Origin of the sequence: Agrococcus sp. SGAir0287 (assembly GCF_005484985.1) — a bacterium.
Classification (GTDB): domain Bacteria; phylum Actinomycetota; class Actinomycetes; order Actinomycetales; family Microbacteriaceae; genus Agrococcus.
The window spans coordinates 1,263,487-1,286,578 of the sequence record NZ_CP027942.1; the positions used below are offsets into that span (position 1 = coordinate 1,263,487).

A 23,092-nucleotide genomic window follows, 5' to 3' on the forward strand; every position below is an offset into this window, starting at 1 on the left:
CGCGGCACCGCAGGCATGCCCGAGGGCCACTCCGTCCACCGCATCGCGCGGCAGTTCGCCGCGAACTTCGTCGGCGATGCGTGCGCGCTGTCCTCACCGCAGGGCCGCTTCGCCGAGGGCGCGGCATCGCTCGACGGGCGCACGATGACGGCGTCGCGCGCGATCGGCAAGCACCTGCTGCTCGACTTCGATGGTCGCTGGCTGCACGTGCACCTCGGCATCTACGGCGCGTGGGACTTCGCCGGCGCGATCGCCGAGGACGCCACGCTGCGCTCCGCGGGCGGACGCGCCGGGCAGACGGGCATGCGCGGCACGGTCGCCGACGGCGCCTTCGAGCACTCGCTCGCCTCGATCGGCGCGCCGAGGCTCGCGCGGCTGCGGATGGGCGAGGCCGAGTCGGCGCTCGAGGCGACCGACTTCCCGCCGCCGCCCGTCGGGCAGGTGCGCGTGCGCATCCTCACGCCGACGGCGGTCGCCGACCTGCGCGGCCCGACGGTCTGCGAGGTGCTCGAGGCCGACGAGGTGGAGGCCGTCGCCGAGCGGCTCGGCCCCGACCCGGAGGCGCTCTTCGAGTCGAAGGCCGCCGCCGAGCGACGCTTCGCCCTGCGCGCCGGGCGGTCGCGGCAGCCGATCGGCCAGCTGCTCATGGATCAGACGGTCGTCGCCGGCATCGGCAACGTCTACCGCGCCGAGCTGCTCTTCCGCGCCCGGATCTCCCCGCACCGCACGGGGCGCTCGCTGTCGCAGGACGAGCTCCGCGGCCTCTGGCGCGACTGGGTGCGGCTGCTGCGCATCGGCGTCGAGACCGGGCAGATGCTCACGATCGACGGGCTCCGCGGAGCGCGCCTCGAGCGCGCGATGGCGAGCCGAGCCGACCGGCACTGGGTCTACAAGCGCGAGGGGCTGCCGTGCCTGCGGTGCGGCACGACGGTCGCGCTCGAGGTCATGCAGCAGCGCAAGCTGTACTGGTGCCCCGGGTGCCAGCTCTGACGCTGCCGGAGCCGGGCCGCTAGCGGAACCGGTACTCGCTCGTGCCGTCGCCGATGACCCACGAGCCCTCCGGCGCGTTCTCGGGCACCTGCACCACGATCTCCGCGGTCACCGACTCGCCGATCTGGATCTCGGGGTAGTAGCCGAGGTCGTCCGGCGCTGCGATGAGCGCGCCCGAGTTCTGGTCGTACCGCGGCGCGTTGTCCGGCTGGTAGGCGAAGGCCATGTCGTAGTACGGGTGCGTCGTGACGACGCCGACGTTGCGGATCGTGAGCTCGAGGATGACGGCGCGCAGGCCCTGCGTCGGCTGGTAGCCGTTCTGCTGCACGATCGAGTCGGCAGGGTCGATCGAGCGCAGCGGCGTGATCTCCCACGTCGTGCCCTGGTCGGTGTGGATCGTGATCGTGTCGCCGTAGGCGAAGTCGCCGGGGGCCGTCGTCGGCACGGGCGGCACGCTCGGCCCCGCGGTCGACGGCGGATCCGTGAGGTTCGGGAAGGCGGGCGTCGACGATGCGTTCGGGATGTCGGGGTCGCTGGGCGCCACGACGGGCGCCGGCACGCAGGCGACGATGAGGCCCACGGCGACGGCGACGAGGCCGAGTCCGGCGAGCCGGCTGCCTGCGCTCGGGCGGATGCTCACGTGCGACGTGCTCCCGTCTGCTCTCGCGGTCGCCGTCGGCGACGCGCTGTCGAGACCACGATAGGTGGGTAGCCTGAGCGCGTGCGTCAGCTGCCCCAAGACTTCACGCTCGGCGCCGCCACGGCGGCCTACCAGATCGAGGGCGCCGCCCACGAGGGCGGGCGCACCGACTCCATCTGGGATGCGTTCGCACGCGTGCCCGGCGCCGTCGTCGACGGCCACGACGGCGAGGTCGCGTGCGACCACTACCACCGCTACCGCGACGACGTGCGCCTCATGGCTGACATGGGCGTGCAGTCGTACCGCTTCTCGACCAGCTGGTCGCGCGTGCGTCCGGACGGCGGCGAGGTGAACGAGGAGGGGCTCGACTTCTATCGGCGGCTCGTCGACGAGCTGCTCGACGCGGGCATCGCCCCGTGGCTGACGCTCTACCACTGGGACATGCCGCAGGCGCTCGAAGAGCGCGGCGGATGGACGTCGCGCGAGACGGTCGACCGCTTCACCGAGTACGCCGCGACGGTCGTCGAGGCGCTCGGCGACCGCGTGCCGACGATCACGACGCTCAACGAGCCGTGGTGCTCGTCGTTCCTCTCGTACACCGCGGGCGCGCATGCGCCCGGGCGGCGCAGCGTGCGCGACGGCCTCGTCGCCGGTCACCACCTCCTGCTCGCGCACGGGCTGGGCGTCGACGTCATCCGCGCCACGGCGCCCGACGCGTGGGTCGGCATCACGCTGAACCTCACGGTCGCCGACCCCGTCGACCCCGACAGCGAAGGCGACCGCGACGCGGCGCGCCGCATCGACGGGCAGTTCAACCGGTTCTTCCTCGACCCCATCTTCCGCGGCGCGTACCCGGAGGACCTCATGGCGGACGTCGGGCACCTCGGCCTCGCGGATGCGATCCAGCCGAACGACCTCGGCTCGATCTCGGCGCCGATCGACGTGCTGGGCGTGAACTACTACCACGGCGACGCCGTCTCGTTCGAGGCGCCGGCGGTGCCGCTGCAGCAGGATGCGCCGACGAGCCGTGAGCTGCGCTCGCCGTATCCCGCCGCCGACGGCGTGCACGCGCATCCGCGAGGGCTGCCGGTGACGTCGATGGGGTGGGAGGTGCAGCCCGAGGGGCTCACGCGCCTGCTGCAGCGCGTGCACGAGGAGTACGCCGGTCCGGCCCTCGTCGACCTGTGGGTCACCGAGAACGGCGCGGCGTACGACGACGTCGTGGCTGCCGACGGCGCCGTGCACGACGCCGAGCGCGTCGCGTTCCTCGAGGCGCACCTCGGTGCCGTCCTCGACGCGATCGACGCCGGCGTGCCCGTCGAGGGCTACTTCGCCTGGTCGCTGCTCGACAACTACGAGTGGGCGTGGGGGTACCACAAGCGCTTCGGACTCGTTCGCGTCGACTACGACACGCAGGAGCGCACGCCCAAGGACTCCGCGCTCGCCTTCCAGCGCATCGCGCGCGACCGCGCGCTCTGACGGCGTTCGACCTCCCGGCCGAGACCGCGCGCGCCCTCCATCGGGAGGCACGGCACCGCGGCTATGGTTCCCCCATGGACTCCCGCACCGCGGCGATCGTGCTGCGCCTGGCCGGCGCCACGCTGTCGCTGTTCGCCGTCGGCTACCAGCTGCTCGCCGTGCACATCCCGCTCGGCTACAGCGTGCTGAACTTCTTCTCGTACTTCACGAACCTGTCGAACATCATGCTCTCGATCGTGTTCCTCGTGAGCGCGATCCGGCTCATCCGCGGGCGCCTCGACCCGAGCGCGACGGACGTCGCGGTGCGCGGCGGCGTGGTCGTCTACATCCTCTTCGTCGGCCTCGTGTTCAACACGCTGCTCACCGACGTCGACCTCGGCACCCTGCGGCCGTGGGTCAACGGCATCGTGCACTTCGTCGTGCCCGTGCTGGGACTCGTCGACTGGATCCTCTGGCCGCCGAGGCGTCGGCTGCCGTTGTCCGTGATCGGCTGGTGGATGATCTGGCCCGCCGTGTACGCGATCGCCGCCGTCGTCCGCGGCGGGTTCGTCGACGGGTTCTACCCGTATCCCTTCTTCGACCCGGCGCGATCGGGCGGCTACGGCGGCGTGCTGCTGCTCTGCCTCGCGATGGTCGTCGGATTCCTCGTGCTGTCGCTCGTCGTGTGGGGCCTCGGGAACTGGCTGCACGGGCGTCGCTGGGAGGACGAGGCGGAGGAAGGCGGCGCCGGCGCCGCCGAGCCGGACGCGGTCGGGCGCGCGTGAGCGGCGCGCACACGTCGCGCGTCGTCGCGATCGCGCTGCGGCTCGGCGCCGCCGCGCTGTCGATCACGGCGATGACGTACCAGCTCGTCGCGGTCCACATCCCACGCGGCTACAGCGTGCCCGACTACTTCTGGTACTTCACGAACCTCTCGAACATCATGATCTCGATCGTGTTCGTCGTGAGCGCCGTGCGGCTCATCCGCGGCCGGACCGATCCGTCGTCGACCGACGTCGCGCTGCGCGGCGCGGCCGTCGTCTACATCGCCTTCGTCGGCCTCGTGTTCAACACGCTGCTCACCGACGTGGACATCTCGAGCATCACCCCGTGGGTCAACACCGTCGTGCACTTCGTCCTGCCGGCAGCGGGCATCGTGGACTGGATCCTCTGGCCGCCGCGGCGGCGCATCCCGCTGCGCGTCGTCGGCTGGTGGATGGTGTGGCCGGCCGTCTACGCCGCGGCGTCGCTCGTGCGCGAGGCGCTCACCGGCTGGTACGCCTACCCGTTCTTCTCCGACGACGCCGTCGGCGGCTACGGCGTCGTCGTAGCGCTCGTCGGCGTCATGATCGTCGGCTTCGCGCTGCTCGCACTCGGCGTGCGCGCGGTCGGCAACGCCCTGGGTGCGCGGCGCTGGCATCGGGAGGCCGAGCCGGCCGCGGCCGGCTGAGACGCGCGGAGGAGGTCGGTTGGAGGGGGTGACGGGAATCGAACCCGCGCCACCAGTTTGGAAGACTGGAGCTCTACCATTGAGCTACACCCCCGGCGCTGCGCGGCCGGGCCGCGCGACCTCTCCACGCTACACGCTCGTCGGGATCCATCCGTCGCACCGCTCCGAACCACATCACGAGGCCGACGATCACACGCGGTCGACGACGGAGGGCGGGCGATGATGGCACGGCACGACAGCAGGCGCGGCGGACGGCGGTTCCTGCTCTGGGGCGCGCTCTCGGGCATCGCGAGCGGGCTCGTGTTCCTCGGCGTCGCCGAGGCCGTCGCGTTCTTCGTCTCGCCGACCGCGAGCCCGATCCTCGCGGTCGGCTCCTTCGTCATCGACGTCGTGCCGCAGCCGATCAAGGAGCTCGCGATCTCGACGTTCGGCGACGCCGACAAGGTCGCGCTGCTCGCCGGCCTCGGCCTCGCCGTGGCCATCGCGTCCGCGCTCGGCGGCGTCCTGCAGCTCGTCCGGCCGCCGCTCGGCGTCGCCGTCGTGCTGCTCGCGGGCGCCCTCGCGACCGCAGCCGCCGTGACGCGCACCGGCGGCGCTGCGCTCGCGTTCCTGCCGACGGTCCTCGGCGCCCTGGCCGGCGCCGCGCTGCTCCTGGTGCTCGGGCGACGGCTGCGCGGCTGGCGCGACGGCGCACGCACGGGCGCCGGCGCCGAGCGCGCGTCGCGCACCGCTGCGGTCGATCGCCGGCAGTTCCTCGTCATCACGGCCGTCTCGAGCGTCGTCGCGGTCGCCGCCGGCGTCGGCGCACGCCTCGCCTCGGCCGCCACCTCCTCGATCGAGGCCATCCGCGACGCGCTGCGACTGCCGACCCCCGGCTCGACGGTCACGATCCCGGACGGCGCCGAGCTCGACATCCCGGGGCTCTCGCCGCTGTTCACGCCGAACGCCGACTTCTACCGCGTCGACACCGCGCTCACGGTGCCCGCGGTGGATCCCTCCTCCTGGCGGCTCGTCATCGACGGCATGGTCGACCAGCGCGTCGAGCTCTCCTTCCAGGACCTCGTCGACATGGGGGTCGACGAGTACGTCATCACCCTCACGTGCGTCTCGAACCAGGTCGGCGGCGGGCTCGTCGGCAATGCGACGTGGCTCGGCGTGCCCATCCGCGACGTCCTCGCGATGGCGGGCGTGCAGAGCGGGGCGGACATGGTCCTGTCCGAGAGCGTCGACGGCTACACCGCGAGCACGCCGCTCGCATCGCTCACGGACGACTCGCTCGACGCCATCCTCGCGATCGGCATGAACGGCGAGCCGCTGCCGCTCGAGCACGGCTTCCCCGTGCGCATGGTCGTGCCGGGCCTGTACGGCTACGTCTCGGCGACGAAGTGGGTCACGCGGCTCAAGGTGACGACCTTCGCGCAGGACGAGGCCTACTGGACGCCGCGCGGCTACAGCGCCCAGGCGCCCATCAAGCTCTCCTCCCGCGTCGACACGCCGCGCTCGGACACCCCGATCGACGCCGGCACCGTCGCCATCGCGGGCATGGCGTGGGCGCAGACGGTCGGCATCGAGAAGGTCGAGGTGCAGATCGACAACGGCGACTGGCAGCAGGCGACCCTCTCGACGGCCGTGAACGACGACACATGGGTGCAGTGGTACCTCGAGTGGGACGCGACGCCGGGCACCCACTACATCGCCGTGCGCGCCACGGACAAGGCGGGGATGCTGCAGGTCGAGGAGCGCGCCCCGATCGCGCCGGACGGCTCGACCGGCTGGCAGCGGCCGCTCGTCACCGTGCGGGGCTGAGATGCGCCGCTCGCGAACGCCGTCGCGCGTAGGGTGAGCGCATGCCGCACCTCTCCGCCGTCATCACCGTCTCCGACCGATCCGCGAGCGGCGCACGCCGCGACGCGGGCGGCCCCATCGCCGTCGACGCGTTGCGCGCCGCGGGCTTCGACTGCCCGGACGCGACGATCGTGCCCGACGGCGTGGACAGCGTGGCCGAGGCGCTGCGCGCCGCGATCGCCGGGGGCGCCCGCGTGGTCGTGACGACGGGCGGCACGGGCCTCGCGCCGCGCGACGTGACGCCGGAGGGCACGGCGCAGGTGCTCGACGTGCACGTGCCCGGCATCGCCGAGGAGCTGCGCAGGCTCGGCACCGCCGAGCTCCCGCAGGGCATGCTCTCGCGCGGCCTCGCCGGCATCGCGCAGGGCGCGCTCGTCGTCAACCTGCCGGGATCGCCGAACGCGGTGACGACGGGGATGCCGGTGGTGCTGTCGGTCGCGGCCCACGTCGTCCATCAGCTCGACGGCGCCGACCACCCGTGAGCGTGCGCCTCGCGCGCATCGGGGACGCGCCGCTCGACGTCGCCGAGCACCTCGACGCCGTCGACGACGCCGCGGCGGGCGCGACGACGTCGTTCGTGGGGCGCGTGCGCGACCACGATCCCGATGCCTCGGGCGCCGTCGTCGCGCTCGAGTACTCCGCGCATCCCGACGCCGCAGCGACGCTGCACGCGATCGCCGAGCGCGCCGTCGCCGGGACGGGGGCGAGCGTCGCCGTGAGCCACCGCGTCGGGAGGCTCGCCGTCGGCGACCTCGCCGTCGTCGTGGCGGTCTCCTCGCCCCACCGCGCGGAGGCGTTCGACGTCTGCCGCGCCGTCATCGAGACCATCAAGACGGACCTGCCGATGTGGAAGCGCCAGGTGGAGGCCGACGGCACGACCGCCTGGAAGGGACTCGGCGGCTGAGCCGCGCTCGTCGTGCCCGGTCGTCAGCCGCCCGCGAACGGGGGCAGGACGTCGACGAGCACGTCGTCGCCCAGCGGTGCGTCGTCGTCGACGCGTGCGCCGTCGACGAGGACGGCGCAGCGGGGGAGGATGCCGCCGAGGCCGGGGCGCTCGCGCGTGAGCGCCTCGCGGAGCGCGCCGAGCGTAGGCTCATGGCGCTGCTCGCTCGCGACGCCCGCGAGCTCCTCGGCGGCCGCGAAGTAGCGCACGCGCGTCATCGCTCGCCCGTCTCGTCGCGGGTCCAGGCGCCCGATCGGCCGCCCTCCTTCGCCGTGATGCGGACGTGCTCGATCGACGTCGCGCGATCCATGCCCTTCACCATGTCGACGATGGCGAGGGCCGCGACGGAGACCGCCGTGAGCGCCTCCATCTCGACGCCGGTGCGGTCGGCCGTGCGCACGGTCGCGGCCACCTCGACGCCCCCGTCGACGACCTCGAGGTCCACGACGGCCCCGTGCACGCCGATGACGTGCGCGAGCGGCAGCAGGTCCGGGGTGCGCTTCGCGGCCTGGATGCCGGCGATGCGCGCGACGGCGAGCACGTCGCCCTTCGGCGCGGAGCCGTCGCGGAGGATCTGGACGACCTCGGGCGAGCAGCGCACGAACCCGCGTGCGCTCGCCGAGCGCACGGTGGGCTGCTTCGCCGTCACATCCACCATGCGCGCGTGGCCGGCATCGTCGAGGTGCGTGAGGCTCATGCGATCAGCATGACATCGACGAGGTCGCCGACCGCCACGGCCTCGACCTCGGCGGGCACGACGACGTAGGCCTCGGCGCGCCCGAGCCCGCCGGCGAGGTGCGAGCCGGAGCCGCCCGCGGAGGCGGGCGCGACGGTCCAACGAGCGGGATCGCTGCGATCGACGACGGCAGGCAGGTGCTGGCGTCGCCGAGGCGGCGTCGTCCATCCCTGGGTCGCGGGCAGGCGCAGGCGCGGTCGCTCGCCGCCGACGCGGCCCTGCATCGCCAGCAGCGCGGGGCGCACGAAGGTCTCGAACGAGACGGCGGCGCTCACCGGATTGCCGGGCAGGCCGACGAGCACCGTGCCGCTCGGCAGCCGTCCGAGGCCCTGCGGCTTGCCCGGCTGCATCGCGACGCGCACGAAGTCCATCGCGTCGGCGAGCTCGGTGCGGACGACCTCGTAGGCACCGGCGCTCACGCCGCCGGAGAGGATCACGAGGTCGGTGCGCGCCAGCTCGTCGACGAGGCGCCGCAGGCCGGCGCCCTCGTCGTCGATCGTCGCCTGCAGCACGACGTCCGCGCCGGCGTCGCGGGCGAGCGACGCGAGCAGCACCCCGTTGGAGTCGGGGATGCGGCCGCGCGTCAGGGCCGCGCCGGGCTCCACGAGCTCCGAGCCGGTCGACACCACCGCGACCCGCGGGCGCTCGGAGACGACGAGCTCGCCGACGCCCGCTGCCGCCGCCGCCGAGCACTGCAGGGGGCCCATCCGCACGCCCGCCTCGAGCACCACGTCGCCGCGGCGCACGTCCTGCCCCGCGCGCCGCACGAAGACGCCCGCGGCGCGCGGAGCGGCGACGACGGCCGCCGTGTCGAGCGAGTCGGCGAGGCCGCCGAGGGTGTCCTCGAAGGGCACGATCGCGTCGGCGTCGCTCGGCAACGCGGCGCCCGTCATGATGCGTGCCGCCTGTCCGGCCTCGAGACGAGGATCCGCGCCGCTGCCGGCGGGCACGTCGGCGACGACGGCGAGTCGCACGGGCGCGTCGGCGCTCGCAGCGGCGACGTCGGCGTGGCGCACGGCGAAGCCGTCCATCGCCGAGTTGTCGAACGCCGGGATGTCGTTGGCGGCGAGCACCGGTACGCGCAGGACGGCGCCGTGCGCCACCTGCACCGGCACGACGCGCGTGCCCAGCGGGCGCACGAGCGCGAGCACGGCGCCGAGGTGCTCCTCGACGGTGCGCATCCCGCTCATGCCGGCCGCCCTTCCTGTCCGAGGGCTTCGATGCCGCCGGCCAGGACGGATGCCTCGACGCCCATCTCGCGCAGCGCAGCCGCGGCACGGACGGCGCGCGGTCCGCGCTGGCACACGACGACGACGGGGCCGGGGCCGACCGCGTCGGGCCTCGCGAGCAGGTCGGCGAGCGGCAGGAGCACGGATCCGGGGATGACCCCCGTCGCCGTCTCGGCGGGCTCGCGGACGTCGAGGATCGTGGCCCCTGCCGCCTGCGCCGCGAGGGCGTCGGCCAGGGCGACGTGCGGGATGGTGGGTCGCGTCGGCGCCGCGGCCGGGGTCCGGCTGACGCGCGACGACCGCAGCGGCACCTCGCTCTGCCGGCCCTGCAGCGCGTCGACGACGACGACGCGGCCGAGCAGCGGCTCGCCGATGCCGGCGACGAGCTTCACGACCTCGAGGGCCATGAGGCCGCCGACCTGCAGGCACAGCGCACCGAGCACGCCCACCTGCGCGCACGTCGGCACGTCGCCGACCGTCTCGGGCGGGTAGAGGTCCGTCAGGAGCACCGGATCGGCACCCGCGGGCGGCCGCGACCACAGCACGGTCACCTGCGCGTGGAACTCCTGCACCACGCCCCACACGAGCGGCACGCCCAGGCGCTCGCAGGCGGCCGCGACGTCGGCGCGCGTCGCGAACGCGTCGGACCCGTCGACGACGACGTGGGCGCCGGCGAGCAGGGTCTGCGCGTTCGTCGCGTCCAGCCGGTCGTGGATCTCGCGCACGTGCGTCTCGGGCGAGAGGTCGGCGGCGACGCGCGCTGCGGAGGCCGTCTTCCGTGCGCCGACGTCGGCGAGCCGGTGCAGCACCTGCCGCTGCAGGTTCGAGGAATCGACGACGTCGTCGTCGATCACCGTCAGCGTGCCGACGCCGGCGGCGGCGAGTGCGAGGACGACGGGGGAGCCGAGGCCACCGGCGCCGACGACCGCGACGTGGGCGGCGGCGAGGCGACGCTGGCCGACCTCGCCGAAGCCCGCGAGCACGGCATGCCTCGCGGTGCGCGCGCGCTCGGCGTCGCTCAGGGACTCGACGGGCTCGACCAGCGGCGGCAGCGGCATGCCGCAAGGCTAGGCCGTGCGCCCATGGATCGGACGTCGTGCCGCGATCCGCCGCATCTGCGGCTCCGAACCCTCTCCATGCGACGCAGATGCGACTACGTTCGGGCCATGACCTCCTATCGTGTGGCCGAGGCGGCCCGACTGCTCGGCGTCAGCGACGACACGGTGCGTCGCTGGGTCGAGCAGGGCGCGCTGCCGACGACGGGCGAGAGCCCCGTGCGCATCCCCGGCGCGCCGCTCGCGGCCCACGCCGCCGCGCTCGCGAGCGCCGCGGCCGATCCCACCGACGTGCTCTCGAGCGCACGCAACCGCTTCGTCGGGCTCGTGACGCGCGTGCAGCGCGACGGCGTGATGGCGCAGGTCGACCTGCAGGCGGGGCCGCATCGCGTCGTGTCGCTCATGTCCGCCGAGGCGGTCGACGACCTCGCCCTCGAGCCGGGCTCGCTCGCCGTCGCCGTCGTCAAGGCGACGACGGTCATCGTCGAGGCGCCGAGCCGATGAGCGCCGCAGCCCGGCCGTCGCGCGCACCGATCGCCGCAGCAGTCGCCGCCCTGACCCTCGCCCTCGCGGGCTGCGCGAGCGCGCAGGACGCACCGACCGCCTCGTCCCAAGCCACCGAGGGGACCGCCCTCGACGGCGAGCTCACGATCTTCGCCGCCGCCTCGCTCACGACGGCGTTCGACGAGCTCGCCGCCGAGTTCGAGGCGCAGCATCCGGGCGTCGACGTGCGCCCCATCGCCTACGACGGCTCGTCGACGCTCGCGACCCAGATCGTCGAGGGCGCGCCGGCCGACGTCTTCGCCTCCGCCGACGAGGCGACGATGGCCCGCGTCGTCGAGGCCGGCCTCGCGACCGATCCCGTGGCGTTCGCGACGAACACGCTCGTGCTCGTCGTGCCGATCGGCGACCCCGGCGACGTCGAGGGCCTGGACGGCCTCGCCGATCCGGATCGCACCGTCGTGCTGTGCGCGCCCGAGGTGCCGTGCGGCGCCGCGTCGCAGGCGCTGCTCGAGGACGCCGGGGTCGTGCCGTCGATCGACAGCGCCGAGCAGTCCGTCACCGCCGTCCTGGCGAAGGTCGCCGCGGGCGAGGCCGACGCCGGACTCGTGTACGTCACCGACGCGGCGGCCAGCGCCGACGTCGAGTCCATCGAGGTCGCGGGGGCCGAGCAGGTCGTGAACACGTATCCGATCGTCGCCCTCGACGACGCGGCCGATCCGGACGTCGCCGCGGCCTTCGTCGCGTTCGTGACGAGCGAGGAGGGGCGCGCGGTGCTCGCCGGCCTCGGCTTCGGCGCGCCGTGAGCGCCGTGACGGATGCGGCGAGCGGCCGCGGCTTCGTGCCTCGATCGCTGCTCGTGCCCGTCGTGCTCGGCATCGCGCTGCTCGTGGTGCCGCTCGTCGCGCTCGTCGGACGTGCCGACTGGTCGACGATCGTCGACGACGTCACGGCGCCCGCGGCGCTGTCGGCGCTCGGGCTCTCGCTGCAGACCGGGCTCGCGGCCACGGCGCTCTGCGTCGTCCTGGGGGTGCCCATCGCGCTCTGCATCGCGCGCGCTGGGGATCGGCTCGCAGCGCTGCTGCGCGCCATCGTGACCGTGCCGCTCGTGCTGCCGCCCATGGTCGGCGGCGTCGCGCTGCTCTTCCTCTTCGGCCGCACCGGGTGGCTCGGCCCGATCCTCGCCGACTGGGGCTTCCGCGTGCCCTTCACGACGCCGGCCGTCGTGCTCGCGCAGACCTTCGTCGCGCTGCCCTTCCTCGTGCTCGCCGTGGAGGGCGCCGTGCGCTCGGTCGGCGTCGGCTACGAGGAGACGGCCGCGGCGCTCGGCGCGGGACGCTGGCGCATCCTGCTGCGGGTCACCCTGCCGCTGGCCGCACCGGGGCTCGTCGCCGGCGTCATCCTCTGCTTCGCCCGCGCGATCGGCGAGTTCGGCGCGACGGCGCTGTTCGCAGGCAACGCCCCGGGCGTCACGCAGACGATGCCGCTCGCGATCTACACGGCCTTCAACGGCGCGGGCGTGAGCCAGGACACGGCCATCGCGCTGTCGCTGCTGCTGCTCGTCACGTCCGTCGCCGTCCTGCTCGTCGTCCGCGCGTGGCGTCCTGGAGCGCCGCGGTGACGACGGCGGGGCTCGACGCCGAGCTCGTCGTCGAGCGCGGCGACCTCGTGCTCGACGCGGCGATCGAGGTCGACGCGGGCGGCGTGCTCGCCGTCATGGGGCCGAGCGGCGCCGGCAAGTCGACGCTGCTGCGCACGCTGGCCGGCCTCCTCCGCCCGACGCGCGGCAGCGTCCGCATCGGCGATCGCGTCGTCGACGATGCGCGCATCAGCGTCGCGCCCATGCACCGCGGCGCCGTGCTGCTCGGCCAGGACGCCCGGCTGTTCCCGCACCTGTCGGCGTCGCAGAACGTCGCCTTCGGCCTGCGATCGCACGGCGTGGGCGGCAGGGAGGCGCGCATCCAGGCACGCGCGTGGCTCGATCGCGTCGGCCTCGGTGCGCTCGCCGAGCGGCGACCGGCGGCGCTCTCGGGCGGGCAGCAGCAGCGCGTCGCGCTCGCGCGCGCCCTCGCAGCCGCCCCCCGCCTCCTGCTGCTCGACGAGCCCCTGACGTCGCTCGACGCCGAGACGGCGGCCGACGTGCGGGCGGTGCTCGCCGAGCAGGTCGCCGCGACGCGCACGACGACGGTGCTCGTGACCCACGACGTCATCGACGCCGTCGCCGTGGCCGACGACCTCGCGATCCTCGAGCAGGGCCGCATCGTGCAGCACGACGCCGTCCGCCGCGTGCTCGAGGCGCCGGCGAGCCGCTTCGCCGCGGCGATCGCGGGGCTCGTGCGGCTCACGGGCACGCAGGACGGCGGCGTGTGGACGTCGGACGACGGCGATGTCGTGCTGCGTCCGGCGTCCCAGCGCGACGCACGCGGGGCGACGCCACGTGCGTCGGCCGCCGTGTTCCCGCCGTCCGCCGTGGCCGTGCGCGCACCCGGCGACGCCGTCGGTGCGGCCGACCACGGATCGGTCGACGCGTGGCGCGCGCGCATCGTGCGCATCGAGGCGACGCTCGGCGGCGTGCGGATCGTGACCGCGACGCGTGCCGGCGGCCAGACGGTCGCGGCGGAGGTGCCGATCGCGCAGGCCGCCGCGCTCGCGGTCGCGCCCGGCGACGAGGTCGAGCTGCACGTGCCGCGCGATGCCGTGCGCCTCGTGCAGCGCTGACCGGTACGGAGCGGACGGCCCACCGGATGGGTCGTTGCGCCACGGGCGGACGCGGGATCGTCGAACCCCGCGCGCCCGTCGATGCCGGTAGCGTCGGGGCATGGAGCCGGCGCGCACGACGCGGGGCGAGGCGCGCGCATGACCGCGACGCCCGTCTCGATCGGTCGTCGCCGGCCGGACGTCGAGTCGGCCGAGACCGGCTCGGGCCCGCTCGTCGACGGCTTCGGCCGCGTGCACCGCGACCTGCGCATCTCGCTCACCGACCGGTGCTCGCTGCGCTGCACGTACTGCATGCCCGAGCAGGGGATGGAGTGGCTCGCCCGGTCGAGCATCCTCACGCTCGACGAGATCGAGCGCGTCGCGCGCGTCGCCGCGGCGTCCGGCATCACGACCCTCCGGCTCACCGGTGGCGAGCCGCTGCTGCGTCCCGACATCGTCGAGGTCGTCGCCCGGCTCTCGCGCATCGTCGGCGTCGACGGCGAGCGGCTGCACGTCGCGATGACGACGAACGGCATCCGGCTCGCGGCGCTGCTGCCCGCGCTCGTGGATGCGGGACTGTCACGCCTCAACGTCTCGATCGACACGATCGACCGCGAGCGCTTCGCCGCGCTCACCCGCCGCGACCGCCTCGCCGACGTGCTCGAGGGCATCGAGGCGGCGCGCGCGTCGCGCCTGCGGCCGCTGAAGCTCAACGCCGTCGCGATGCGCGGCGTCAACGACGACGAGCTCGTCGACCTCGTGGCGTTCGCGATCGCGCACGACGCGCAGCTGCGCTTCATCGAGCAGATGCCGCTGGATGCCGGCCACACGTGGGATCGCGCGTCGATGGTCACGCGCGAGGAGATCCTGACGGCGCTCTCGGCACGGTGGGAGCTCGTCCCCGTGCCCGGACGGGGCGGCGCGCCGGCCGAGCGCTGGACGCTCGCCGGCACGGCGGACGGCGATGGCCGCCCGTACACCGTGGGCGTCATCGCCTCGGTGACCGCACCCTTCTGCGGCGACTGCGACCGTCTGCGGCTCACCGCCGACGGGCAGCTGCGCAACTGCCTGTTCTCGACGAGCGAGTACGACCTGCTGCCCGTGCTGCGCGGCGCCGACCCGAGCGACGCGGCGATCGACGCCGTGCTGCGCGCGTGCATCCGCGGCAAGCTGCCCGGCCATGCCATCGACGATCCTGGCTTCCTGCAGCCGTCGCGCGGGATGAACGCCATCGGCGGCTGAGTCCTCACCGCGCACGCGAGACGGGGCCGGCCCGAAGGCCGACCCCGTCCCATCCCGTGTCGATCAGAGGATGCGCGAGCGCATCATCACATCGGGGGCATCAGCACCTGGTCGATGAGGTAGACGGTCGCGTTCGCCGTCTGGACGCCACCGCAGATGACGGTCGCGGTGTCGTTGACCATGATGTCGTCGCCCGAGCCCGTGACGGTCAGCGTGGCGCCGTTGAGCGTGGTGTGCTCGCCGTCGATGTCGTCGGGAGCGATCTGGCCCTCGATGACGTGGTACGTCAGCACCGAGGTCAGCGTGGCAGCACCCTCGGGCGTCTGCAGCGTGGCGACGGTGTCGGCCGGCAGGGCGGCGAACGCGTCGTCGACCGGCGCGAAGACCGTGTACTCGCCGCTGTTCAGCGTGTCGACGAGGTCGACGTCGGGGTTCAGCTGGCCCGACACGGCAGCCGTGAGCTGCGTGAGGAGCGGGTTGTTCGAGGCCGCCGTGGCGACGGGGTCCTGCGACATGCCCTCGACCGAGCCGGCGCCGTCGGGCACCTGCTCCGCGTAGGCGGCGCAACCCGAGCCGACGAGGTTCGCAGCCGGGTCCATCGACGAGTCGGACTCCATCGGCGACGACGAGGCCGACGACTCCGGGGCCTCGGACTCGCCCGAGCCGGAGCCCGAGTCCGAGCCGGTCGAGCAGCCGACGAGGGCGAACGTCGCGACGCCTGCCATGACGAGTCCCGCGGTGAGCGGGTTCTTCCGGGTGAGCATCACAGCTCTCCTTCCACTGTCCATCGCTGGAACGGGTTCCCGGCGAACGCCGGGCATGTCATTGCTTCGGAGCACCGGTCGGGATGGATTGGAAGTCGGTCGGATGGCATCGGATGAGGAGCCCCTCCATCCGCGAGGGAGGTCGGCTCCGAAGCACGCACGCACGGCGGAGGTGCCTCCTGTCCTCGCACCTCCGCCGTGCCTCACCCCCCGGAGCGCTCCTCGCCCCGCAGCGGCCACGACCGCCATCGGACACCTTGGCGGGCGTCCAGGATCGCGCCGATCTCGGCGCGTCGTGCTGCGTCGTGCTCGATCGTCCACCCGCTCGACGAGCCCTCCGGTGCCTCGACGGCGACGCCGACGCGATCGTCGTCGAGCGACTCCTGGAGTCGGCCGTCAGCCACCGCGAGCACGAATCGCTCGAGCTCGTCGGCCGCCCGATCCCACGTCTCGTCGCACGCCTCGCATCCGCAGACGGGTGCCACCGCGCGGGCGTCGGCGCCGGCGCGCACGATCACGCTCGGGTAGACGGTCCAACCGATCGTGAGCCCTGCCGCGTCGTCGCAGGCGGGACGCAGCCGCACGGCTCGCAGCACCACCCGCGCCGAGCCCGGCAGGAGCGTGGCGCCGTCGACGGACTCGGCGAACACGTCGTACGTCGAGAGGAGGTGGGCGACGAGTGCGTCAGCGACGGCATGGAGCGGTGCGAAGCGCTCGGGATGGGCGTCGACCGAGTACGCCTCCTCCGGAGGTCCGTCCCACCCCCACCGCTCGCCGTATGGGATCGGCGCGCCGTCGTGGTCGAGGACCGGCGGCGCGGCGATCGCGGGGCGGGCATACGGCGGCACGGCCGCATCCTCCCACCGGTCTGCCGCGCGCACGACGAACGCCCCCGGCTCCATCGAGCCGGGGGCGTCGTCGTGCGGGCCTGGGACCTACGTGGTCATGACGAGGATCGGCTGCGACGTGGGCTGCTCGGAGCCGCCCTCGGGCTCGACGGTCACCGCGACGCCCTCGCCCTCGTGCATCTCGCCGTCGAGGGCGTGCACGACGCTGCCGTCGCCGCCCGCGAAGGTGCCCGCGGGGATCGGGTCGCCCTCGGCGGGCATGAACCACGCCTGGTAGGTCTCGTCGGCGTCGAGCGCCGCCAGGCCCTCGACGACGAGCGCGGCATCGCCCTGCTCGAGCGACCAGAGCAGCGTCGCGCGCGCACCGTCCGGCAGCGATGCGGTCTGGGTGCGGACGTCGGCTGCGTGCACGAGCGTCGACACGGGATCGGGCGTGCGGATGGCCTGCCCGATGCCGATGCCGCCCACGAGCAGCACGACGGCGGCAGCGGCAGCCGCGAGCAGCGACGCCGGCCGCCGGAACCAGCGGCGGCGCGCCTCGAGCGAGCGCGGACCCTCGATCGTCGAGCCGCCGCCGACCAGCTCGGGCTCGCGGTCGCCGTCCTCCGCCGCCTCCTGCGAGCGCCGACGCTCCATGCGCGTGACGTTCGGCGCCTCCTCGGCGGCGATCTGCTCGGGCGAGAGCTGCTCGGTCGACGCGATCTGCGCGAGGATGCTCGCACGCAGCGCGGCGGGCGGCTCCGCGGCGATGGGCTCCGAGAGCGCGGCGGCCGCCTCCTGCATGCTCGCGAGCTCGGCGAGCGCCTGGTCGTCCGCGGCGGCGTCGAAGCGCCGCCGCTCCTGCGGGCCGAGCGCGTCGAGCGCCCGGGCCGCGATGTCGTCGTCGCGATCGGTCATCACGACACCCCCAATGCGGCGCGCAGACGGATCATGCCGTCCCGCAGCCTCGTCTTCACCGTGCCGAGCGGCGCGTCCAGCCGCTCGGCGATCTCCGTCTGCGTCAGCCCGCCGAAGTAGGCGAGCACGATGGCCTCGCGGTGCGCGTCCGTGAGCGTCGCGAGGGCCGCGCGGACGCGGTCGCCCTCGACCTTCACGTCGACGGTCTCGCTCACGACGTCGAACGGCGCCGCGGAGTCGCGGATGCCGATGCGCTCGTCGCGATCGCGCTGCGCCTGCGACGACCGCACGCGATCGACGGCCTTCGAGTGCGCGAGCGCGAGCGACCAGCCGACGGCGGAGCCGCGGGAGGGGTCGAAGGACCGCGCCTTGCGCCACATGTCCACGAACACCTCCTGGGTCACCTCCTCCGCCTGCGAGCGATCGACGAGCACGCGCAGCACGAGTCCGAAGACCCGGGCCGACAGCGCGTCGTAGACGACCGCGAACGCCTCGCGATCGCCGCCGGCGACGCGCACGAGCGCCTCGTCGACGTCGGTCGCCCGCCGCGACGACGTCACGGGGCTGGGCTCGGGCACGGACTGCACGCGCACCAGCATCCCACGCCGTCCTCCAGCGCCCTGGGATTGCCAGGAGGCCGGGATCGTCGTCACGCAGCGTGTTCGGAGCGGCTCGCATGGCGGATTGCCAGGGTCGACCGACGCCGGCGGGCGGTGGGATAGGATCGCTCGGTGCGGCTCCTGCCTGGAGCCAGGCGCCCACGGGGCGTAGCTCAGCCTGGCTAGAGCACCCGCTTTGGGAGCGGGAGGCCGCGGGTTCGAATCCCGCCGCCCCGACCCCGCACGACGACCACCCGAATCCGATCATCAGGAGACGACCCACGTGAAGACCACGGTCGAGCAGCTCGAGCCGACGCGCGCGAAGCTCACCATCGCGGTGACGCCCGAGGAGCTGCGTCCCGCCATCGACGCTGCCTACAAGGAGATCGCGGAGCAGATCCAGATCCCCGGCTTCCGCAAGGGCAAGGTCCCTGCCGCCATCATCGACCAGCGCATCGGGCGCGACCAGGTGCTGAGCCAGGCCGTGTCGGAGTCGATCGACGAGCACTACCGCGCCGGCGTGGCCGAGTCCGGCATCAAGCCCCTCGGACGCCCGAGCGCCGACATCGCCACGTGGCCCGAGGTGAAGGACTACTCCGGCGACCTCGTGCTCGAGATCGAGGTCGACGTCCGCCCCGACTTCGAGATGCCGACCCTCGAGGGTCGCGTCATCGAGGTCGCCCCCGTCGCCATCGGCGACGAGGCCGTCGACGCCGAGCTCGACACGCTGCGCTCGCGCTTCGGCACGCTCGTCACCGTCGACCGCCCGGCCGCCAAGGGCGACTTCGTGACCCTCGACCTCGTCGCCACGATCGACGGCGCCGAGGTCGATCGCGCCTCGGGCGTCTCCTACGAGGTCGGCTCGGGCGAGCTGCTCGACGGCATCGACGACGCGGTCGAGACGCTGACGGCCGGCGAGGAGACCACCTTCACGTCGACGCTCGTCGGCGGCGAGCACGCCGGGGCGGACGCCGAGGTGGCCGTCACGGTCACCGCCGTGAAGGAGCGCGAGCTGCCGGAGGCGGACGACGACTTCGCGCAGATGGCGAGCCAGTTCGACACGATCGCCGAGCTCCGCGAGGACCTCGCGTCGACCGTGGCGCGCCGCGAGACGCTGCGCCAGGCGCAGGACGCCCGCCAGGCGCTGCAGGAGGCGCTCGTCGCCGACGCCGACATCCCCGTGCCGACGCAGGCCGTCGAGGACGAGGTGCACCGTCACCTCGAGAGCGAGAACCGCCTCGAGGACGACGTCCATCGCGCCGAGGTGCAGGAGGAGACGCAGAAGCAGATCCGCTCCGGCATCCTCTTCGATCGCATCGCCGAGGAGCAGGACCTGCAGGTCTCGCAGACCGAGCTGTCGCAGTACGTCATGCAGATGGCGGCCCAGTACCAGATGCCGCCGCAGGAGCTCGTCGAGATCCTCCAGCAGAACGGCCAGCTGCCCACGATCCTCGCGGACCTGCTCCGCGGCAAGGCGCTCACGTGGGCGCTCGGCCAGGTCGAGGTCAAGGACGCGAACGGCGAGACGATCGACCTGTCGGAGTTCACGCAGACGGAGCCCGAGACGACCGAGAGCGACGTCGAGGCGGCCATCCGCCAGGCCGAGGCGCGCATCGCCGCCGACGCGCAGGACTGACCGGCCGAAGGGGCCCGACCGCTCGCGGTCGGGCCCCTTCGTCGTCCCCGCACGCCTGCGGCGAACAGCGCCCGGGCGGCGCGTTCCACCCCCATAGGGTTGCACCGAACGAAGGAGCATGACGTGGCTGAAACCGCCTTCCCGCCCACCGTCTTCGACAGGCTGCTGCGAGACCGCATCATCTGGCTCGGCGAGGACGTGCGCGACGACAACGCGAACGAGATCTGCGCGAAGATCCTGCTGCTCGCGGCCGAGGATCCCAACAAGGACATCTACCTCTACATCAACTCGCCCGGCGGCTCGGTCACGGCGGGCATGGCGATCTACGACACCATGCAGTTCGTGCCGAACGACATCGTCACGGTCGGCATCGGCATGGCGGCGTCCATGGGGCAGCTGCTCCTCACGTCCGGCACGATCGGCAAGCGCTACATCACGCCCAACGCCCGCGTGCTCCTGCACCAGCCGCACGGCGGCTTCGGCGGCACGTCGAGCGACATCCAGACCCAGGCGCAGCTCATCCTCGACATGAAGCGCCGCCTCGCCGAGATCACGGCCGAGCGCACGGGCAAGACCGTCGAGCAGGTCAACGCCGACGGCGACCGCGACCGCTGGTTCACGGCGCAGGAGGCGCTCGAGTACGGCTTCGTCGACCACCTCCGCGCGTCGGCGTCCGACGTGTCCGGCGGTGGCGGCACCGACCAGGAGGAGAACCGATGACCCCCACGTTCCAGGCCGGCGGCCAGTCGCTCGCCCTGCCGCAGTCGCGCTACATCCTGCCGCAGTTCGAGGAGCGCACGCCCTACGGCTTCAAGCGCCAGGACCCGTACAACAAGCTCTTCGAGGACCGCATCATCTTCCTCGGCGTGCAGGTCGACGACGCGTCGGCCGACGACATCATGGCCCAGCTGCTCGTCCTCGAGTCGCAGGACCCCGAGCGCGACATCGTCATGTACATCAACTCGCCCGGCGGCTCGTTCACCGCCATGACGGCGATCTACGACACGATGCAGTACATCCGTCCGCAGGTGCAGACGGTGTGCCTCGGCCAGGCCGCGTCGGCCGCGGCGGTGCTGCTCGCCGCCGGCGAGCCCGGCAAGCGCCTGGCGCTGCCGAACGCCCGCATCCTCATCCACCAGCCCGCGACGTCCGACGCGTCGCGCGGCCAGGCCTCGGACATCGAGATCCAGGCGCGCGAGGTGCTGCGGATGCGCGAGTGGCTCGAGGAGACGCTCGCGTCGCACACCAAGCAGGAGGTCGCGAAGGTGTCGAAGGACATCGAGCGCGACACCTTCCTCTCTGCGGAGGAGGCGCGCGAGTACGGCATCATCGACCAGGTGCTCACGTCGCGGAAGACCCAGCCGGCGCTGCTGGGCTGAGACCCTCCCGACCACGCACGAAGGCCCCCGCGACGCGGGGGCCTTCGTCGTGCGCCGGTGCGGACGTCGTCAGGGTGCGTCGGTCCCGCCGTCGTCGGAGCCCGCATCCCTGCCGCGGCGGCCCCGGAGGGTCGCGACGAGCACGCCGACGACGCCCGCGACGAGCGCGAGGCCGATGCCGATCCACGCGAAGGGGGAGAGGCCGCCCTCGTCGTCGCCGCCGGTGGGCGGCGTCGACGGCGCCGTGCTCGACGACGGCGGCTCGCTCGTCGTCGACGGCTCGGCCGAGGCGGATGCGGAGGGCTCGGGCGACGCGCTCGGCTCCGCGCTGGGCGACGCGCTCGGCGTCGGCGCGGCGGCACCGCAGACGGGCGCGCCGGCGGTGCCGGGCACCTCGACGGCGTCGGGTCCGGGCTGCCACGCGAACGTCACGACGCCCTCGATCGGGTGGCCGTCGGCCGAGACGAGCCCGTAGCGCATCGTGTAGAGGCCGGCCTCGCCGAGCGCCGCGGTCGTCGAGAGCGTGGGGCCCTGCGCGCTCGTGCAGCCGTCGCCGTAGTACAGGCCGGCCTGGTCGGTGATGAGGATGACGTTCGACGTGGAGCCGTCGATCGCGAGCACGTCCTCGCTCGCCGTCACGGTGAAGGCCGCGGGGACCGACGTGATCGTCGCGCCGTCCTGCGGGTTCGTGTCGACGATCGTCGCGTGGGCAGGCAGGGGCAGGACGAGCGCCGCGGCGGCGGCGAGGGCGAGGGTCGGGATCACGCATCCACGCTAGCCGCGCGCGTGCCGGCGCGAACCGACGCCACGCGTCATGCTGCACGATCCTGTCGGCGCGCGGCGCTAGGCTCTCACTCACCGACGGGGAAGGAGCGGTGCCATGGCACGACTCGGAGAGAGCGGCGACCTGCTGAAGTGCTCCTTCTGCGGCAAGAGCCAGAAGCAGGTGCAGCAGCTCATCGCCGGCCCCGCGGTCTACATCTGCGACGAGTGCGTCGAGCTCTGCAACGAGATCATCGAGGAGCGGCTCGCGGAGGCGGGCGAGACGACGCCGGACGCCGACGTGCCGCTGCCGAAGCCGAAGGAGATCTTCGACTTCCTCGAGGAGTACGTCGTCGGGCAGCGTCCCGCGAAGCGCTCGCTGTCGGTCGCCGTCTACAACCACTACAAGCGCGTGCAGGCGATGCAGTCCCTCTCGAGCGCCGAGGCGGCGCGCGAGCAGGTCGAGCTGCAGAAGTCCAACATCCTCATGGTGGGGCCGACCGGCTGCGGCAAGTCCTACCTCGCCTCGACGCTCGCGAGGCGCCTCGACGTGCCGTTCGCCGTCGCCGACGCGACGGCGCTCACGGAGGCGGGCTACGTCGGCGAGGACGTCGAGAACATCCTGCTGAAGCTCATCCAGGCCGCCGACTTCGACGTCAAGCGCGCCGAGACCGGCATCATCTTCATCGACGAGATCGACAAGGTCGCGCGCAAGGCCGAGAACCCGTCGATCACCCGCGACGTCTCCGGCGAGGGCGTGCAGCAGGCGCTGCTCAAGATCCTCGAGGGCACCGTCGCGTCGGTGCCGCCGCAGGGCGGTCGCAAGCACCCGAACTCCGAGTTCATCCAGATCGACACGTCGAACGTGCTGTTCATCGTCGCCGGCGCCTTCGCGGGCCTCGAGGACATCATCGCGGGGCGCGCGGGCAAGCGCGGCATCGGCTTCGGCGCCGAGATCTCGTCGGCGAAGGCGGACCTCGACATCTTCAGCGAGGTGCTGCCGGAGGACCTGCACAAGTTCGGGCTCATCCCCGAGTTCATCGGTCGTCTCCCCGTCATCGCCACCGTCTCGCCGCTCGATCGCGCCGCCCTCGTCGAGATCCTCACCGAGCCCCGCAACGCGCTCGTGAAGCAGTACCAGCGCATGTTCGAGCTCGACGGCGTGCGCCTCGACTTCGAGCCCGCGGCGCTCGACGCGATCGCCGACCTCGCGGTCTCGCGCAAGACGGGTGCGCGCGGGCTGCGCGCGATCCTCGAGGACATCCTCTCGCCCGTGATGTTCGAGGTGCCCTCGCACGAGGGCGTCGCCCGCGTCATCGTGACCGAGGAGTCGGTGACGGCGGGGGAGACGCCCGTCATGCTCACCGCCGACGAGATCGAGCAGCTCTCCGCCTGATCCGCACGACTGCGTTCGCGCCGAG

At 73.5% G+C, this 23,092-nt stretch carries 26 protein-coding genes and 2 tRNA genes; 17 read left to right on the forward strand and 11 right to left on the reverse strand.

Translation table 11 applies throughout. The features are described from left to right. Window positions 1-15: 15 nt before the first annotated feature. The gene (locus C1N71_RS05980; RefSeq protein ID WP_137755570.1) at window positions 16-990 is read left to right on the forward strand and encodes an Fpg/Nei family DNA glycosylase; all 975 of its coding nucleotides are present in this window, start codon (window positions 16-18) and stop codon (window positions 988-990) included. A gap of 19 nt (window positions 991-1,009) precedes the next feature. On the opposite strand, the gene C1N71_RS05985 is transcribed toward C1N71_RS05980, so the two are convergent. Next, on the reverse strand, window positions 1,010-1,630 hold the full coding sequence (locus C1N71_RS05985) for a hypothetical protein (RefSeq protein WP_137755571.1): 621 nt from the start codon (window positions 1,628-1,630) through the stop codon (window positions 1,010-1,012). Window positions 1,631-1,711: 81 nt separating this feature from the next. On the opposite strand from C1N71_RS05985, the gene C1N71_RS05990 reads away from it, so the two are divergent. The 3 genes from C1N71_RS05990 to C1N71_RS06000 all read left to right on the forward strand — a co-directional run bounded on the left by C1N71_RS05990 (window position 1,712) and on the right by C1N71_RS06000 (window position 4,538). Then, window positions 1,712-3,109 carry a GH1 family beta-glucosidase gene (locus C1N71_RS05990; protein WP_137755572.1) on the forward strand — a complete coding sequence of 466 codons (1,398 nt, stop codon included), beginning with the start codon at window positions 1,712-1,714 and terminating at the stop codon, window positions 3,107-3,109. A gap of 74 nt (window positions 3,110-3,183) precedes the next feature. Next, a complete protein-coding gene (locus C1N71_RS05995) occupies window positions 3,184-3,873 on the forward strand; it encodes a Pr6Pr family membrane protein (protein ID WP_175414121.1) in 690 nt (229 codons plus the stop codon). Next, window positions 3,870-4,538 (forward strand): Pr6Pr family membrane protein, encoded by a 669-nt coding sequence (locus C1N71_RS06000; protein ID WP_137755573.1) that lies wholly within the window; start codon window positions 3,870-3,872, stop codon window positions 4,536-4,538. Before C1N71_RS05995 ends, C1N71_RS06000 begins: the two co-directional genes overlap by 4 nt. Before the next feature lie 20 nt (window positions 4,539-4,558). Here C1N71_RS06000 and C1N71_RS06005 read toward each other — a convergent pair. Then, a tRNA-Gly gene (locus C1N71_RS06005) sits at window positions 4,559-4,632 on the reverse strand. Between the two features lie 128 nt (window positions 4,633-4,760). Here C1N71_RS06005 and C1N71_RS06010 point away from each other — a divergent pair. The 3 genes from C1N71_RS06010 to C1N71_RS06020 are packed head-to-tail and all read left to right on the forward strand — an operon-like array spanning window position 4,761 to window position 7,287. Further along, window positions 4,761-6,344, forward strand: a complete 1,584-nt coding sequence (locus C1N71_RS06010; protein WP_137757221.1) for a molybdopterin-dependent oxidoreductase — start codon at window positions 4,761-4,763, stop codon at window positions 6,342-6,344. A 41-nt stretch (window positions 6,345-6,385) separates the two neighbouring features. Then, window positions 6,386-6,865, forward strand: a complete 480-nt coding sequence (locus tag C1N71_RS06015) for a MogA/MoaB family molybdenum cofactor biosynthesis protein (RefSeq protein WP_137755574.1) — start codon at window positions 6,386-6,388, stop codon at window positions 6,863-6,865. Then, a complete protein-coding gene (locus C1N71_RS06020; protein WP_137755575.1) occupies window positions 6,862-7,287 on the forward strand; it encodes a molybdenum cofactor biosynthesis protein MoaE in 426 nt (141 codons plus the stop codon). The genes C1N71_RS06015 and C1N71_RS06020 overlap by 4 nt, the downstream gene beginning before the upstream one ends. Window positions 7,288-7,310: 23 nt before the next feature. On the opposite strand, the gene C1N71_RS06025 is transcribed toward C1N71_RS06020, so the two are convergent. From C1N71_RS06025 to C1N71_RS06040, 4 genes are read right to left on the reverse strand one after another with little or no spacing between them, the layout of a single operon-like run. Further along, complete coding sequence (locus tag C1N71_RS06025) at window positions 7,311-7,544, reverse strand: MoaD/ThiS family protein (protein WP_137755576.1); 234 nt, start codon at window positions 7,542-7,544, stop codon at window positions 7,311-7,313. Beyond that, a complete protein-coding gene (gene moaC, locus C1N71_RS06030) occupies window positions 7,541-8,023 on the reverse strand; it encodes a cyclic pyranopterin monophosphate synthase MoaC (protein ID WP_137755577.1) in 483 nt (160 codons plus the stop codon). The genes C1N71_RS06025 and moaC overlap by 4 nt, the downstream gene beginning before the upstream one ends. Continuing rightward, window positions 8,020-9,252: a molybdopterin molybdotransferase MoeA gene (locus C1N71_RS06035; protein ID WP_137755578.1), complete on the reverse strand. Its 1,233-nt coding sequence runs from the start codon at window positions 9,250-9,252 to the stop codon at window positions 8,020-8,022. Before C1N71_RS06035 ends, moaC begins: the two co-directional genes overlap by 4 nt. Next, the gene (locus C1N71_RS06040; RefSeq protein WP_137755579.1) at window positions 9,249-10,349 is read right to left on the reverse strand and encodes a ThiF family adenylyltransferase; all 1,101 of its coding nucleotides are present in this window, start codon (window positions 10,347-10,349) and stop codon (window positions 9,249-9,251) included. Before C1N71_RS06040 ends, C1N71_RS06035 begins: the two co-directional genes overlap by 4 nt. 108 nt (window positions 10,350-10,457) lie before the next feature. On the opposite strand from C1N71_RS06040, the gene C1N71_RS06045 reads away from it, so the two are divergent. The 5 genes from C1N71_RS06045 to moaA all read left to right on the forward strand — a co-directional run bounded on the left by C1N71_RS06045 (window position 10,458) and on the right by moaA (window position 14,786). After that, on the forward strand, window positions 10,458-10,850 hold the full coding sequence (locus tag C1N71_RS06045; protein WP_137755580.1) for a TOBE domain-containing protein: 393 nt from the start codon (window positions 10,458-10,460) through the stop codon (window positions 10,848-10,850). After that, window positions 10,847-11,653, forward strand: coding sequence for a molybdate ABC transporter substrate-binding protein (gene modA / locus C1N71_RS06050; RefSeq protein WP_137755581.1), 807 nt, complete (start codon window positions 10,847-10,849; stop codon window positions 11,651-11,653). The genes C1N71_RS06045 and modA overlap by 4 nt, the downstream gene beginning before the upstream one ends. Then, a complete protein-coding gene (locus C1N71_RS06055; RefSeq protein ID WP_175414122.1) occupies window positions 11,650-12,468 on the forward strand; it encodes an ABC transporter permease in 819 nt (272 codons plus the stop codon). Before modA ends, C1N71_RS06055 begins: the two co-directional genes overlap by 4 nt. Continuing rightward, on the forward strand, window positions 12,444-13,565 hold the full coding sequence (locus C1N71_RS06060; RefSeq protein ID WP_254678120.1) for an ABC transporter ATP-binding protein: 1,122 nt from the start codon (window positions 12,444-12,446) through the stop codon (window positions 13,563-13,565). The genes C1N71_RS06055 and C1N71_RS06060 overlap by 25 nt, the downstream gene beginning before the upstream one ends. A 138-nt stretch (window positions 13,566-13,703) precedes the next feature. Further along, window positions 13,704-14,786, forward strand: coding sequence for a GTP 3',8-cyclase MoaA (gene moaA, locus C1N71_RS06065; RefSeq protein WP_137755582.1), 1,083 nt, complete (start codon window positions 13,704-13,706; stop codon window positions 14,784-14,786). Between the two features lie 86 nt (window positions 14,787-14,872). Here moaA and C1N71_RS06070 read toward each other — a convergent pair whose 3' ends face one another. The 4 genes from C1N71_RS06070 to sigK all read right to left on the reverse strand — a co-directional run bounded on the left by C1N71_RS06070 (window position 14,873) and on the right by sigK (window position 17,882). Next, window positions 14,873-15,550 carry a fasciclin domain-containing protein gene (locus C1N71_RS06070; RefSeq protein ID WP_137755583.1) on the reverse strand — a complete coding sequence of 226 codons (678 nt, stop codon included), beginning with the start codon at window positions 15,548-15,550 and terminating at the stop codon, window positions 14,873-14,875. Window positions 15,551-15,753: 203 nt separating this feature from the next. Then, the gene (locus tag C1N71_RS06075; RefSeq protein WP_137755584.1) at window positions 15,754-16,398 is read right to left on the reverse strand and encodes a DUF6226 family protein; all 645 of its coding nucleotides are present in this window, start codon (window positions 16,396-16,398) and stop codon (window positions 15,754-15,756) included. 87 nt (window positions 16,399-16,485) lie between these two features. Continuing rightward, window positions 16,486-17,295, reverse strand: a complete 810-nt coding sequence (locus C1N71_RS06080) for an anti-sigma factor (protein ID WP_137755585.1) — start codon at window positions 17,293-17,295, stop codon at window positions 16,486-16,488. Then, on the reverse strand, window positions 17,295-17,882 hold the full coding sequence (gene sigK, locus C1N71_RS06085; RefSeq protein ID WP_175414123.1) for an ECF RNA polymerase sigma factor SigK: 588 nt from the start codon (window positions 17,880-17,882) through the stop codon (window positions 17,295-17,297). Before sigK ends, C1N71_RS06080 begins: the two co-directional genes overlap by 1 nt. 174 nt (window positions 17,883-18,056) lie before the next feature. Between sigK and C1N71_RS06090 the strand changes: the two genes are divergently transcribed. The 4 genes from C1N71_RS06090 (at window position 18,057) to C1N71_RS06105 (ending at window position 20,909) form a co-directional block, all read left to right on the forward strand. Next, window positions 18,057-18,131, forward strand: a tRNA-Pro gene (locus C1N71_RS06090). Window positions 18,132-18,177: 46 nt separating this feature from the next. Beyond that, window positions 18,178-19,530: a trigger factor gene (tig, locus tag C1N71_RS06095; protein ID WP_175414124.1), complete on the forward strand. Its 1,353-nt coding sequence runs from the start codon at window positions 18,178-18,180 to the stop codon at window positions 19,528-19,530. A gap of 123 nt (window positions 19,531-19,653) precedes the next feature. Continuing rightward, window positions 19,654-20,250, forward strand: a complete 597-nt coding sequence (locus tag C1N71_RS06100; protein ID WP_137755587.1) for an ATP-dependent Clp protease proteolytic subunit — start codon at window positions 19,654-19,656, stop codon at window positions 20,248-20,250. Beyond that, window positions 20,247-20,909 carry an ATP-dependent Clp protease proteolytic subunit gene (locus C1N71_RS06105; RefSeq protein WP_137755588.1) on the forward strand — a complete coding sequence of 221 codons (663 nt, stop codon included), beginning with the start codon at window positions 20,247-20,249 and terminating at the stop codon, window positions 20,907-20,909. Before C1N71_RS06100 ends, C1N71_RS06105 begins: the two co-directional genes overlap by 4 nt. Before the next feature lie 69 nt (window positions 20,910-20,978). Here the strand turns inward: C1N71_RS06105 and C1N71_RS06110 are convergent, their stop codons facing one another. Beyond that, window positions 20,979-21,674 (reverse strand): copper resistance CopC family protein, encoded by a 696-nt coding sequence (locus C1N71_RS06110; protein ID WP_137755589.1) that lies wholly within the window; start codon window positions 21,672-21,674, stop codon window positions 20,979-20,981. A 115-nt stretch (window positions 21,675-21,789) separates the two neighbouring features. Between C1N71_RS06110 and clpX the strand changes: the two genes are divergently transcribed. Then, entirely contained in the window at window positions 21,790-23,067 is a 1,278-nt protein-coding gene (clpX, locus tag C1N71_RS06115; RefSeq protein WP_137755590.1) for an ATP-dependent Clp protease ATP-binding subunit ClpX, read from the forward strand. Window positions 23,068-23,092: the final 25 nt, after the last annotated feature.